This window comes from Ascidiimonas meishanensis (assembly GCF_037782385.1).
Lineage (GTDB): Bacteria > Bacteroidota > Bacteroidia > Flavobacteriales > Flavobacteriaceae > Ascidiimonas > Ascidiimonas meishanensis.
In genome coordinates this window covers 295,164-308,542 of record NZ_JBBEXD010000004.1, presented here as the reverse complement: position 1 = coordinate 308,542, position 13,379 = coordinate 295,164, and the positions used below count along the sequence as shown (strand labels likewise).

At 34.7% G+C, this 13,379-nt stretch carries 10 protein-coding genes and 1 tRNA gene; 10 read left to right on the top strand and 1 reads right to left on the bottom strand.

Annotated features, from left to right (window positions below; all coding sequences use genetic code 11):
- Nucleotides 1–23 precede the first annotated feature (23 nt).
- From WBG07_RS08990 to odhB, 6 genes are all read left to right on the top strand, one after another.
- The gene (locus WBG07_RS08990) at nucleotides 24–1,181 is read left to right on the top strand and encodes a DegT/DnrJ/EryC1/StrS family aminotransferase (RefSeq protein WP_340200504.1); all 1,158 of its coding nucleotides are present in this window, start codon (nucleotides 24–26) and stop codon (nucleotides 1,179–1,181) included.
- Nucleotides 1,178–2,197 (top strand): UDP-glucose 4-epimerase GalE, encoded by a 1,020-nt coding sequence (gene galE / locus WBG07_RS08985; protein WP_340200502.1) that lies wholly within the window; start codon nucleotides 1,178–1,180, stop codon nucleotides 2,195–2,197. The genes WBG07_RS08990 and galE overlap by 4 nt, the downstream gene beginning before the upstream one ends.
- A gap of 15 nt (nucleotides 2,198–2,212) precedes the next feature.
- The gene (locus tag WBG07_RS08980) at nucleotides 2,213–3,493 is read left to right on the top strand and encodes a metal-dependent hydrolase family protein (protein WP_340200501.1); all 1,281 of its coding nucleotides are present in this window, start codon (nucleotides 2,213–2,215) and stop codon (nucleotides 3,491–3,493) included.
- A 29-nt stretch (nucleotides 3,494–3,522) separates the two neighbouring features.
- Nucleotides 3,523–3,876 carry a hypothetical protein gene (locus WBG07_RS08975; RefSeq protein ID WP_340200499.1) on the top strand — a complete coding sequence of 118 codons (354 nt, stop codon included), beginning with the start codon at nucleotides 3,523–3,525 and terminating at the stop codon, nucleotides 3,874–3,876.
- A gap of 145 nt (nucleotides 3,877–4,021) precedes the next feature.
- On the top strand, nucleotides 4,022–6,805 hold the full coding sequence (locus WBG07_RS08970; protein WP_340200497.1) for a 2-oxoglutarate dehydrogenase E1 component: 2,784 nt from the start codon (nucleotides 4,022–4,024) through the stop codon (nucleotides 6,803–6,805).
- A 48-nt stretch (nucleotides 6,806–6,853) separates the two neighbouring features.
- Nucleotides 6,854–8,104, top strand: coding sequence for a 2-oxoglutarate dehydrogenase complex dihydrolipoyllysine-residue succinyltransferase (gene odhB / locus WBG07_RS08965; protein WP_340200496.1), 1,251 nt, complete (start codon nucleotides 6,854–6,856; stop codon nucleotides 8,102–8,104).
- A gap of 1,618 nt (nucleotides 8,105–9,722) precedes the next feature.
- Here odhB and WBG07_RS08960 read toward each other — a convergent pair.
- Nucleotides 9,723–10,160 (bottom strand): retropepsin-like aspartic protease family protein, encoded by a 438-nt coding sequence (locus tag WBG07_RS08960; protein ID WP_340200495.1) that lies wholly within the window; start codon nucleotides 10,158–10,160, stop codon nucleotides 9,723–9,725.
- Nucleotides 10,161–10,207: 47 nt separating this feature from the next.
- Between WBG07_RS08960 and WBG07_RS08955 the strand changes: the two genes are divergently transcribed.
- The 4 genes from WBG07_RS08955 to WBG07_RS08940 all read left to right on the top strand — a co-directional run bounded on the left by WBG07_RS08955 (nucleotide 10,208) and on the right by WBG07_RS08940 (nucleotide 13,349).
- Nucleotides 10,208–10,975: a TatD family hydrolase gene (locus WBG07_RS08955; RefSeq protein ID WP_340200494.1), complete on the top strand. Its 768-nt coding sequence runs from the start codon at nucleotides 10,208–10,210 to the stop codon at nucleotides 10,973–10,975.
- A gap of 65 nt (nucleotides 10,976–11,040) precedes the next feature.
- On the top strand, nucleotides 11,041–12,171 hold the full coding sequence (locus tag WBG07_RS08950; protein ID WP_340200492.1) for a 1-acyl-sn-glycerol-3-phosphate acyltransferase: 1,131 nt from the start codon (nucleotides 11,041–11,043) through the stop codon (nucleotides 12,169–12,171).
- Nucleotides 12,164–13,192 (top strand): asparaginase, encoded by a 1,029-nt coding sequence (locus WBG07_RS08945; RefSeq protein WP_340200490.1) that lies wholly within the window; start codon nucleotides 12,164–12,166, stop codon nucleotides 13,190–13,192. The genes WBG07_RS08950 and WBG07_RS08945 overlap by 8 nt, the downstream gene beginning before the upstream one ends.
- 69 nt (nucleotides 13,193–13,261) lie before the next feature.
- Nucleotides 13,262–13,349 (top strand) — tRNA-Ser (locus tag WBG07_RS08940).
- Nucleotides 13,350–13,379: the final 30 nt, after the last annotated feature.

The following is a 13,379-nucleotide window of genomic DNA, read 5'->3' as shown; positions in this document are numbered from 1 at the left end:
AATGAAATACCACAAATAATTAGATGAGAAAAATTCAAATGGTAGACCTTAAAGGTCAATATGAGGGAATAAAAGAGGCTGTAGATAAGACTATTAAAGAAGTAATAGAGACTGCTTCATTCATTAATGGACCAGAGGTTCACGGCTTTCAAAAAGAGCTAGAAAAATACCTTGATGTTAAACATGTTATTCCATGTGCAAATGGAACGGATGCTCTGCAAATTGCTATGATGGGTTTGGGTTTAAAACCGGGAGATGAAGTAATTACAGCTGATTTTACGTTTGCAGCTACTGTTGAAGTGATCGCCTTATTACAACTTACCCCTGTCTTAGTAGACGTAGACCCAGAAACATTTCTCATTGATATTGAAGCCGTAAAAAAAGCAATTACTCCCAAAACAAAAGCAATTGTTCCAGTACACCTTTTTGGTCAGTGTGCTAATATGGATGCCATTATGGAAATTGCAAAAGAACATGATTTAAAAATTATTGAAGACAATGCGCAAGCTATAGGTGCCACTTATACCTTTACAGATGGTAGCAAAAAGAAAGCAGGCACTATTGGTCATGTAGGAGCAACTTCATTTTTCCCTTCCAAAAATCTTGGTGCGTATGGAGATGGAGGTGCAATATTCACCAATGATGATGACTTAGCTCATACAATAAGGGGGATTGTAAATCATGGAATGTACAAGCGTTATCATCACGATGTTGTGGGCGTAAATTCTAGGTTAGATTCTATTCAAGCGGGTGTATTACGAGCAAAACTACCTTTGTTAGATAGCTACAATGCAAAAAGAAGAGATGCCGCAAAAAAATACAATGCGAGATTACAGCATCATCCAAAAATTACAGTGCCAAAAACAATCAATGGTTGTGAAGGTATTTGCGATATTTGTGATTGTCATGTATTTCATCAATATACATTAAAGGTTGAAGACACAGACCGCGATGCCCTTGCAAAACATCTTAATGATAATGGAATTCCCTGTGGAGTTTATTATCCAATTCCTTTGCATAGACAAAAAGCATATAAAGACAACAGGTATAACGAAGAAGATTTTTTAGTTACCAATAATCTTTCAGACGAGGTAATCTCACTACCTATGCATACGGAGTTAGATAATGAACAAATTGATTTCATAACTTCTAAATTATTAGAATTTTTAGACAGAAAATGAAAATACTGGTTACAGGTGGTCTCGGATACATTGGTTCGCATACGGTTGTTGAGCTTCAAGAAGCGGGATTTGAGCCCGTGATAGTGGATAATCTTTCAAATTCATCAATTGATGTATTAGAAGGGATTGAACGTATTACAGGTAGAAAGCCTATTTTTGAGAAGATTGATCTGAGAGATAAAAAGAACGTTAATGCTTTTTTTCAAAAACACCCAGATCTTAAAGGAGCTATCCATTTTGCAGCTTTCAAGGCAGTAGGGGAGAGTGTGCAAAAACCAGTAGATTATTATGAAAATAATCTAGTTTCTTTAATATACATGCTTCAGAACTGCACCCATATTGTTGATTTTTCATTTATCTTTAGTTCTTCCTGTACTGTTTATGGTCAGGCAGATTCACTGCCCATAAATGAAGATGCCGCAGTTAAAACTGCTTTTTCTCCTTATGGAAACACCAAGCAGATAGGCGAAGAAATTATTCATGACGCTTGTAGTGTAATAAAAACTTTTAAAGCAATTTCCTTACGTTATTTTAACCCCATTGGGGCGCACCAGAGTGCAGAGATTGGTGAACTTCCCTTAGGAGTGCCTCAAAATCTAGTACCTTTTATTACACAAACCGCATCTGGTGTAAGAGAACAACTTTCAGTATTTGGTGATAATTATGAGACTAAAGATGGTACTTGTATTCGTGATTATATTGATGTAACAGATCTGGCCAAGGCTCATGTAAAAGCACTTTCAAGGTTAATTGACAGCAAAAACAACACTAACTATGAAGTTTTTAATGTAGGTACAGGCAAAGGAAGTACGGTCTTGGAAGTTATTCAAAGTTTTGAAAGAATTTCTGGTAAAAAGTTAAATTATAAGATTGTTAAGAGAAGAGAAGGAGATGTTACGGCAGCTTTTGCAGATACTTCCAAAGCAAATAAAGAGTTAGGGTGGTTTGCAGAAAAATCACTAGATGAAGCAATGGCTTCCGCATGGAAATGGGAGCAAAAAATTCGCAGATCATAACTAAATTAAGTTTTTATGAAAAAAATAATTTTAGGATGTATTCTTTTGGGAAATATTTCAATTTTACTGGCTCAAGACTTTTATTTGCATTGCGGGGCAATCTTGAATGTTGAGACGGGTAAAATTCAAAAAGAGCAAACTATTATCGTTTCGGGAAATAAGATAAAACAGGTACGCTCTGGTTTTATAAATCCTGATTTAGTAAGTGATAAAGTAATTAACCTGAAAGATGCCACCATACTTCCTGGTTTAATAGATTTACATGTTCATATTGAAAGTGAGACAAATCCCAAAAAATATCTTGCCAGATTTACAGATAATGATGCTGACGTAGCATTTCAATCGGTTGTTTATGCAGAAAGAACTTTGATGGCAGGATTTACAACCGTAAGAGACTTAGGGGGTACAGGAGTTAATATTTCTTTGCGAAAAGCCATTGAAAAAGGCTTGGTAAAAGGGCCAAGAATTTTTACCAGCGGAAAGGCAATTGCCACTACTGGAGGGCATGCAGATCCTACCAATGGTTCAAGAAAGGAGCTCATGGGTAATCCTGGACCTTATGAAGGGGTTGTAAATTCACCCGAAGAAGCTAGAAAAGCAGTTAGACAGCGTTACAAAGACGGATCAGATGTTATAAAAATTACAGCAACCGGAGGTGTGTTGAGTGTCGCTAAAAATGGGAGTAATCCACAGTTCACTTTAGAAGAAATTAAAGCAATTACAAGTACGGCAAATGATTATGGGATGCTTACCGCTGCACATGCACACGGAGATGAGGGTATGAAGCGTGCTATAATAGGCGGAATTAAAACCATAGAACATGGTACTTTTATGAGTGATGAAACCATGGAATTAATGAAAAAATATAATACGTACCTGGTGCCTACTATAACAGCAGGTAAATATGTTGCAGACAAAGCAGAGGTTACCGGATTTTATCCAGATGTTGTAGCGGTTAAGGCAAAAGAAGTGGGGCCGCAAATACAAGGAACATTTGCAAGAGCATACAAAAAGGGTGTGCCTATTGCCTTTGGTACAGACGCTGGCGTTTTTCCTCACGGGCAAAATGCAAAAGAGTTTGGTTACATGGCAGAAGCAGGAATGCCCATTATAGAAGCACTACAGTCTGCAACCCTTACAAATGCCAGTTTATTAGGAATGTCTGATAAGTTAGGAAAGTTAAAATCCAATTATTTAGCAGATATTATTGCAGTAAAGGACAATCCATTAAAAAATGTGAAAACATTAGAAGATGTCATTTTTATAATGAAAAATGGTGAGATTTATAAAAAATAAAATTTCACATTAGGTATATATAAATTTTCATGAATCAAAATTATCCTGATAGTACTGCCCTTTTAACAGAAGTAAATAGTCTTGATTTATATAAAGATTTAGTAGCCCAACTTCAAAAAGACTTTTTGTATGCAAATGTAATGATCGATTTAAAAATAGATATTAATCCTGCTTTGCTATTAGAAGAGCTCTATCATACTATCTATTCATTAATTCAAAACAAGTTTAATGATTATTTAAACCTTCTTTATATTATTGATGTTTCAGAAAAGCAAGTAAAGAAGCTAGAGAGCAATGATATCATGGAAATTGCCAAACATGTTACCTTTCTTATTCTTAAAAGAGAATGGCAAAAAGTTTGGTATAGACAGAAATATTCGTAAAAACAGCTGTCTTTTTCACAAGTCTGTTAATAATAGTTTAAAACCACTTCAAGCGTATGAATTTATTGACGGGTATGTTAAAGATTGAGTCTAAATGTTGTATTTTTGATAAATTATTTCTTTAAAAAAGAATTGGAAAAGAAACATGGATAAGTATTCCTTTTTGAACGCTGCACATACCTCATTTTTTGCAGATTTATACGATAAGTATTTACAAAACCCTGATAGTATAGAACCTAGTTGGAGAGCATTTTTTCAAGGCTTTGACTTTGGAATGGAAAGTGGTTCAGATACTAATAATTTTGAAACAAGCTCAATAACTGCTTCTAAAGAAACGGTAGACATATCTGAAAGACTTCAAAAAGAATTTCAGGTGATACGATTGATAGATGGTTACAGAAATAGAGGGCATCTTTTTACTAAAACCAATCCTGTACGAGAAAGGAGACGTTATGAACCAACTCTTGAGATTGAGAATTTTGGACTTTCTTCAAGTGATTTAAAGGTTGTCTTTGATGCAGGTAATATTCTTGGAATAGGAAAAGCGACATTGAGCGATATTATCAAACATTTAGAAGCCATTTATTGTGATGCTATTGGAATTGAGTATATGTATATTCGAAAGCCAGAAGAAATAGAATGGATACAGCAAAAATTAAATATAAATGACAACCATCCTAAATTCTCTCCAGAACAAAAGAAGTATATTTTAAGAAAATTGAATGATGCTGTCTCTTTTGAATCTTTTCTTCACACAAAATACGTAGGTCAGAAGAGGTTTTCCTTAGAAGGTGGCGAATCCTTAATTCCAGCTTTAGATTCTATAATTGAGAAAGCATCAGAATTAGGGGTTAAACAGTTTGTGATGGGAATGGCGCATAGAGGGCGTTTGAATGTTTTAACGAATATTTTTGGGAAGTCTGCTAAAGATATTTTTAGTGAGTTTGATGGAAAAGATTATGAACAGGCAGTTTTTGATGGAGATGTTAAATACCACCTTGGGTGGACAAGTGATAGAAATACAGACGGAGGTAAAAAAATAAATATTAACATCGCCCCTAATCCTTCACATCTTGAAACGGTGGGAGCTGTTGTAGAAGGTATTGCAAGGGCAAAACAAGATAAATATTATGAAGACGATTTCTCTCAGGTACTTCCTATTGTAGTGCATGGAGACGCAGCAATTGCTGGTCAGGGAATTGTCTATGAAATGGTTCAAATGGCACAGCTTGACGGCTATCGTACCAATGGAACTATACACATAGTAGTGAATAACCAAATAGGATTTACCACCAATTATTTAGACGCTAGATCATCTACTTATTGCACAGATGTGGGCAAAGTTACACTCTCTCCTGTCTTACATGTAAATGCAGATGATGTGGAGGCTGTAATACATGCATCGTTATTTGCCTTGGACTTTAGAACCACTTTTAAAAGAGATGTTTTTATTGATTTATTAGGCTATAGAAAGTACGGCCATAACGAAGGTGATGAGCCTCGTTTTACACAACCAAAACTCTACAAAGCCATCGCTAAGCATAAGAACCCAAGAGATATTTATGCGGAAAGACTCATTCAAGAAGGAATTATAGATGAGTCTCATGTTAAAGAATTAGAGAAAAAATACAAAGCTTCTCTAGAAGAAAAGCTTGAAGATTCTAGAAAAGAAGACAAAACAGTGATTACTCCTTTCATGGAAGATGAATGGAAAGGATTTGCTCCGGTGCAAGAAGATGCTATGTTAGAAGAGGTAGATACTTCTTTTAACAAAAAAGAGTTGGAAGCTATTGCTGAGGTGATGACAAAAATACCAGATGGGAAAAAGTTTCTTCGCAAAATAGAGAAACTGATTAAAGACAGGTATAATATGTATTTTAAAACCGATAAGTTGGATTGGGCTATGGGAGAATTACTTGCCTATGGTACTCTGCTTACAGAAGGTTTTGATGTGCGCATTACGGGTCAAGATGTAGAAAGAGGAACGTTTTCTCATAGGCATGCAGTTTTAAAAGCAGAAGAAAGTGAGGAAGAAGTAATTCAGTTGAATCATCTTAACGAAAAACAAGGTTCTTTTTCAATATACAATTCTCTTTTATCTGAATATGGAGTTGTTGGATTTGATTATGGTTATGCTATGGCAAGCCCTAATTCGTTAACCATTTGGGAAGCGCAATTTGGAGACTTCAGTAACGGTGCACAGATCATGATTGATCAGTATATTTCTTCGGCAGAAGATAAATGGAAAACCCAAAACGGCTTGGTTATGCTGCTACCTCATGGGTATGAAGGTCAAGGTGCAGAACACTCTTCTGCTCGTATGGAAAGATACCTTCAATTATGTGCTAAAGACAATATGTTTATAGCAGATTGTACTACTCCAGCAAATTTCTTTCATTTACTTCGTAGACAAATGAAGGTGAATTACCGTAAACCCTTAATTGTTTTTACACCAAAAAGTTTACTTAGACATCCAAAAGCTGTTTCATCTGTAGATGAATTAGTCAATGGAAGTTTTCAAATGGTCATAGACGACAAAGAAGTGAAAGTAGATAAGGTAAAAACACTCGTGTTTTGTACAGGTAAATTTTATTATGATTTAGAGAATGCTAGACAAGAAAAAGGTAGGGATGATGTTGCATTAGTTCGGGTAGAGCAACTTTTCCCGCTTCCTTCAAAACAGATGAAAGCTGTTATCAAAAAATATAAAAATGCAGATGATGTAGTTTGGGCTCAAGAAGAACCAAGAAATATGGGTGCCTGGAGTCATATCTTTATGCATTTTGACGATGTGCATAAGCTAAGGGTTGCTTCCAGAAGATTTTACGCTTCGCCTGCAGCTGGTAGCGCAACGCGAGATAAAAAAAGGCAAAAAGCTGTCATAGAATATGTTTTTGATAAGACTAAAGATAACATGATTAATAGATAAAACGTTTTACAAACGCTTTTAACAACATAAAATTAAAGTATTTATAGTATGATTTTAGAAATGAAAGTCCCTTCTCCGGGAGAGTCTATTACCGAAGTTGAAATAGCGCAGTGGTTAGTTGCGGATGGTGATTACGTTGAAAAAGATCAGGCAATTGCAGAAGTAGATTCAGATAAAGCGACTTTAGAATTACCGGCCGAAGAAAGTGGGATCATTACACTGAAAGCAGAAGAAGGCGATGCAGTTGAGGTAGGTGCTGTAGTTTGTCTTATTGATACAAGCGCAGAAAAGCCCGGAGCAGCTTCTGGAGATGAAGGTTCTGGTGGGAATGCAGAAAAGGAATTAGCAAAGAAGGAAGAAGAAACCAGTTCTAAAGCCAATAGTGAAAAGGCACCCGCACCAACTGAGGATAAAAAGACATATGCTACTGGAAGTGCTAGTCCGGCTGCAAAAAAGATCCTAAATGAAAAAGGAGTAAGCACCAGTGAGGTTAAAGGTACTGGTAAAGATGGACGTATAACAAAAGATGATGCTGTAAAGGCAGTTCCTTCCATGGGAACCCCAGGGGTTAGCGCTAGAGGTTCAGATCGCTCTAAATTGTCAATGCTGCGAAGAAAAGTCGCTCAAAGATTAGTGTCAGCGAAGAACGAAACAGCAATGCTTACTACTTTCAATGAGGTAGATATGAGTCCTATTTTTGCGCTTAGAAGTGAATATAAAGAAACTTTTAAAGCAAAGCATGGAGTTGGTTTAGGGTTCATGAGCTTTTTTACGAAAGCAGTAGTAAGAGCATTACAGTTATATCCTGATGTAAACTCCATGATTGATGGTGATTATAAAATTAGTTATGATTTCTGTGATATTTCTGTGGCAGTTTCCGGTCCAAAAGGGCTCATGGTTCCAGTGATGCGTAATGCGGAAAACTTAAGTTTTAGAGGCGTAGAAAGCGAGATAAAAAGATTGGCAATAAGAGCTAGAGATGGACAAATAACAGTAGATGAGATGACTGGGGGTACATTTACTATCTCTAATGGAGGAGTTTTTGGCTCTATGTTATCTACACCTATTATTAACCCTCCTCAAAGTGGTATTTTAGGAATGCATAACATAGTTGAAAGACCTATTGTTCGTAATGGAGAAATAGTAATAGCACCAATAATGTTTGTAGCACTGTCTTATGATCATAGAATTATAGACGGAAAAGAGTCGGTAGGATTTCTAGTAGCGGTAAAAGAAGCGTTGGAAAATCCAGTAGAATTATTAATGGATGGCAATATCCAAAAAGCGCTTGAGCTTTAAAAAGAGATTAATCTTAAAACAAAAATCCGGATTAATCCGGATTTTTGTTTTAACAGAAAAAGGGCTCCTTTTACAGAACCCTCTTTCATTACGTAATTGTTAAACAATTACCCCCAATATATTATTATATCGTTAACAGAAAATAGATATTGCAAACTAAAACTACAAATGAAAGTGTGAAAATAAGGATCGGTATAGTTGCCTCATTTCGTATATTCCTCTTGTAATTCATAATATTAGTGTTAATGTTAAGATTCATTATTAGCATCTATACAAATGTCATCATTAATAATACACCAGTCAACACGTAGAAATACGTAATTTTTTACTAATTTTTTAATACTTTGATGAAGAATACGAGTTTGGTGATCTTTTTAACCAGACTCTATAGTTTTATTTAAATAACGTCAGTTCGACGTAAACAAGAATTAAAATCGAGTTCGAAATTGTCTTTTTCCACAGTATAACAAGGTTTTCCGTTAAAAATTTTCGAAGCCTTGGAGAAAATTTAGGAAAGCCTTGTGGTTTTGTCCACTTTATGAACAAAAATACCTTGGGAAAAAGTGTCTTTTCTTTTGGTTCGTTTTCTTTGGACAAGCAAAGAAAATGAATGTAATGATCTAAAAATAAGATTTTTAGATTAAAATAGTTTAAAAATTTTGAAACTATATTTTATGCAGGTTATATTGAACTCACGTTAAATAGTTATCTAAAATCATAGAAATACTTTCTGTAATTTTTTAACCGTATTTGTATTAATCTGAGTTCTATTTAAAACAATTACTTTGTCTATAGATTTTTTCTTTTCCGAAGTGTAGTAGGTCTTTTTCGTTAAAAATTTTTGAAGCCCCAATAGTTCGGGGAAGAAATGTAAATTCATGAATTCCTTCAAGGAAAATAGAAATGTCATGAACTAAAAGCGCTCCCGACTTCCTTCGGGATTTTTCGTTTTCCCCACGCCGCCTGGCTGCTTCACTAACAACAACTACTAGCTGTTTTCTTTACGTTCGCCTCGGTGCAAACAAAGAAAATGAAAGTAATGATCTGCAAATAAGATTATTAGATTAAAATAGTGTAAAAATTTTGAAATTATAATTTATGGAGGCTATGTTGAACTCACGTTGTATTAGAATTCTTGAAGGTTCTAAATATGACATATGTTTTGTAATGGAATAGTATTCATATCCTCTTACGGTCAGAATTGAGGGTTGGTTTTGGATGTGTTAATTTTATCGAAAGGAGTAGAGGGGGCAATAGACAAATTTTTAGAATTATTTCATATTGTTAATTCCAATGGGTTAAAGGACGCTTTAAGCTTAAATATAATTGAACAATAAAACTTTGAAATGAATAGATTGAGTAGCGTTATTAAATAAAAAACCCCGCAATAGCGCATGCGGGGCATCGGTAAATCGGTTACTATGTTTTAAAAAGATAGCACCAAAAAAAAATTTAAAATCAACGAAATAGCGATTAATGTAAGAATTAAGATCAATAATAATTGATCATTATTTTTGGTAATTTCTTTTTTAAGTGCCATGATTACAATATTGAATGGTAAAATTCGGAAATAATAAGCAGATAAAAAGGGGTGTTTTTACCCGTTTTTTGAATTATTTTATTTCATATACAGGCATTTTTTATCATAATCAATAATGGCTTTTCCTTTTTTAAGTATGTCTGCACCTATAATTCCATTAACCGGAATAGTATTAAATTCGGCTAAAGCTGCATTTACATGAACCATATTGAAAAGTATAATAGGGATATTTTTCTTTTTCCAGTTATTGAGTGAAAAAAGATTCTTTTTAGCAATTTGAGTTTCCATTCCCCTTGCTCCAGCACCAGAAGCCTTTACCTCTGTTTCTTCTGGTGATAATTTAAAAAGAGCTGCACTATCAAAACCAACACAAGTACTGGATGCTCCGGTATCTAAAATAAACCTTCCTTGTATTCCATTTATTTTAGCAAACACCTCAAAATGATTGGTTTTGGTTCTTTTTAAAGGAATACGCATATACCCTTTTTCAGTCATGAATTTTTTAAGAGAAACCATTTATATTATTTTAATTTTTATAAATACAAAACTATTAATTTTACACCATGATATTGACAGATACGCATACACATTTATACACAGAGCAATTTGATGATGATCGTCATGAAATGATTCAAAGAGCTATTTCAGAAGGAGTGAAACGTTTCTTTATCCCTGCGATTGATAGCACATATCAAGAACGAATGGAGGATTTAGCAGCTACTTATCCTGAGAATGTCTTTCTGATGGCTGGATTACATCCTACCCATGTGAAGGAAGACTATGAAGAAGAACTTTCTAAAATAAGCAAGCTTCTAGAGAAAGGTGTTTATTATGGGGTAGGGGAAACTGGTATTGACCTTTATTGGGACAAAACCTTTTTGAAAGAACAGCAAATTGCCTTTAAAAGACAAATACGTTTAGCCAAACAATACAATCTACCTATTATTATTCATTGTAGAGAAGCTTTTGATGAGGTTTTTGAGGTTTTGGAATTGGAAAAAGAGGGCGAATTGAGAGGGATATTTCATTGTTTTACCGGAAATAGGGAACAAGCAAAAAAAGCCATCAACTATAACTTAAAATTAGGGATAGGTGGGGTAGCGACATTTAAAAATGGGAAAATAGATCAGTTTCTTAAAGAAATTGATATTAACCATATTGTTTTAGAAACAGATGCACCGTATCTAGCCCCTGTTCCTTTTAGAGGCAAAAGAAATGAAAGTAGTTATCTTAAGCTTGTTGCCAAAAAGATTAGTGAGATATATGGCATAAGCATAGAAGAGGTTGCACACCTCACCACAGAAAATTCAAAGGAAGTTTTTGGAGTTTAAGCTATTGAAGGTATGACATCCCGATAAATTTTTGTTCATTTGCTCTAACAAAAAACTAACCTGGTTTGAATAATTTTGAACATATAAGGCCTTATCATGATACTGAGGTAAATACCATTTTGAAAGAGCTAAGAGATCACCCGATGATAAAAGCGCTTTTACATTTCGCTTTTCCGGAAAAATCTGAGGCACAAATACATGAAATTTTGGATAATTGCCATTCAATAAGAGATTTTCAGACTCAGGTAATTTATTATGCGGTAACAAATGTGCTTGATAGAAGCTGTGAAGGTTTTTCTACAAGTGGGTTTGATAAACTAGATGCAAATACTCCTTATTTGTTTATTTCCAATCACAGAGATATTATTCTTGATACTTCATTGTTAAATGTAGCTTTATTTGAAAATAACCTCTTAATGACGGCATCTGCAATTGGTGATAATTTGGTTCAGAAACCCTTTTTATTGGCCCTGTCTAAACTCAATAGGAGTTTTTTGATTTTGAGAGAGCAGTCTCTTCGCAAAATGTTGGAAAGTTCTAAAACCGTTTCAAATTACATTAAACAGCTTTTACTGCATGGGCATAGGTCTGTTTGGATAGCACAAAGAGAAGGTCGTACAAAAGACGGTAACGACTTAACGCAACAAGGAGTCCTTAAAATGTTGGCTTTGGCTAGTGATGAAAAAGACTTAATGACCTATTTCAGGAAACTCAAAATAGTTCCGGTATCAATGTCTTATGAATATGATCCAACAGATGTCTTAAAAATGCCAGAGTTAATGGCAAAGCATTATGATCAAGAATATATTAAAACAAGCAATGAAGATTTCAATTCTATTCTGAAGGGAGCTTTGGGTAAAAAAAAGAGAATTCATATTGCTGCTGGCGAGGTATTTGATAAAAATCTGGATATAATTGCCGAAAGCGGAGAGTCTGCAAACGGGCAACTACAGTTATTAGCAGATGAAATAGATAAGCAAATACATTGTAATTATAAGCTATGGCCACCAAATTACATAGCTTATGACCTTTTGAACGAGTCAAATCGGTTTAAAAATGAATACACAGAAAAAGAGCTACGTCAGTTTGAGCGGAGATTAGAAAGACGTGTAGATAAAGATCATAAGGCAGCAATGAATAATTTTTTGGCGATGTATGCGAATCCGGTCAATAATTATTTAAAACACAATGAATAGTAAAAGCAGGATATTACTTATTTATACTGGTGGTACTATAGGAATGATGAAGGATTATAAAACGGGTGCATTGAAAGCATTTGATTTTAATAAGCTTTTAGCCAATGTGCCGGAGTTGTCCCAGTTATCCTGTGCCATAGAGACCATCACTTTTTCAACACCAATAGATTCTTCAAATATGAATCCTGAATATTGGAAAGTTTTGGCTACTATTATAGAAAAGAATTATATAGAATTTGATGGTTTTGTAGTGTTACACGGTAGTGACACCATGAGTTATACAGCCTCTGCGATGAGCTTTATGCTAGAAAATCTATTGAAGCCAGTAATATTTACAGGTTCTCAACTACCTATTGGAGATTTGAGAACTGATGCTAAAGAGAATCTTATTACCTCAATACAAATTGCTTCTTTAAAAGAAGAAGGAGTCTCGCCAATTAATGAAGTATGTCTATATTTTGAGTACAAACTTTATAGAGCCAATAGAACCACAAAAATTAATGCCGAACACTTTGAAGCCTTTGCTTCTTTAAATTATTCACCTTTGGCAGAAAGTGGGGTGCATTTAAAACTTAATTACGAAAACCTTCTGCCTAAGCCAAAAATAAAGAAGCTATTAGTGCATAAAAATTTAGACAATCGTATTATGGTGCTTAAGTTGTTTCCCGGTATAGCTAAGAATGTAGTTGAGAGTGTGTTTAGTATCTCTGATTTAAAAGCAGTTATTTTAGAATCTTATGGTTCTGGGAATGCACCAACAGATAAATGGTTTTTAAACGCCCTTAATAATGCGATTAAAAAAGAAATTTTGATTATTAATGTTACTCAATGCTCAGGTGGAGCTGTTTCGTTAGGACAATATGAGACAAGTGCCCACTTAAAAGCAATGGGTGTAATAAGCGGAAAAGACATCACAACAGAAGCTGCTATAGCTAAGACAATGTATCTTTTGGGTGCTAATGTGAGTAAAAAAGTTTTTAAAACAATTTTTGAAACCTCATTACGCGGTGAAATGCTTTAAAATTAACGTCATAAATTGTATTCTCTGATTTTTTTTTCGTTATTTGCCCCCATAAAGACAACGAAATACAGAGAGGTGGCCGAGTGGTCGAAGGCGCACGCCTGGAAAGTGTGTATACGCCAAAAGCGTATCGAGGGTTCGAATCCCTTCCTCTCTGCTTCTACTGATATCTTTATAATTGAAAATT

Bases quoted from the DNA above. Each gene is read 5' to 3' on its own strand.
- odhB (WP_340200496.1), top strand. From the start codon at position 6,854: ATGATTTTAGAAATGAAAGTCCCTTCTCCGGGAGAGTCTATTACCGAA.
- WBG07_RS08970 (WP_340200497.1), top strand. From the start codon at position 4,022: ATGGATAAGTATTCCTTTTTGAACGCTGCACATACCTCATTTTTTGCA.
- WBG07_RS08960 (WP_340200495.1), bottom strand. From the start codon at position 10,160: ATGGTTTCTCTTAAAAAATTCATGACTGAAAAAGGGTATATGCGTATT.
- WBG07_RS08955 (WP_340200494.1), top strand. From the start codon at position 10,208: ATGATATTGACAGATACGCATACACATTTATACACAGAGCAATTTGAT.
- galE (WP_340200502.1), top strand. From the start codon at position 1,178: ATGAAAATACTGGTTACAGGTGGTCTCGGATACATTGGTTCGCATACG.
- WBG07_RS08990 (WP_340200504.1), top strand. From the start codon at position 24: ATGAGAAAAATTCAAATGGTAGACCTTAAAGGTCAATATGAGGGAATA.
- WBG07_RS08945 (WP_340200490.1), top strand. From the start codon at position 12,164: ATGAATAGTAAAAGCAGGATATTACTTATTTATACTGGTGGTACTATA.
- WBG07_RS08980 (WP_340200501.1), top strand. From the start codon at position 2,213: ATGAAAAAAATAATTTTAGGATGTATTCTTTTGGGAAATATTTCAATT.
- WBG07_RS08975 (WP_340200499.1), top strand. From the start codon at position 3,523: ATGAATCAAAATTATCCTGATAGTACTGCCCTTTTAACAGAAGTAAAT.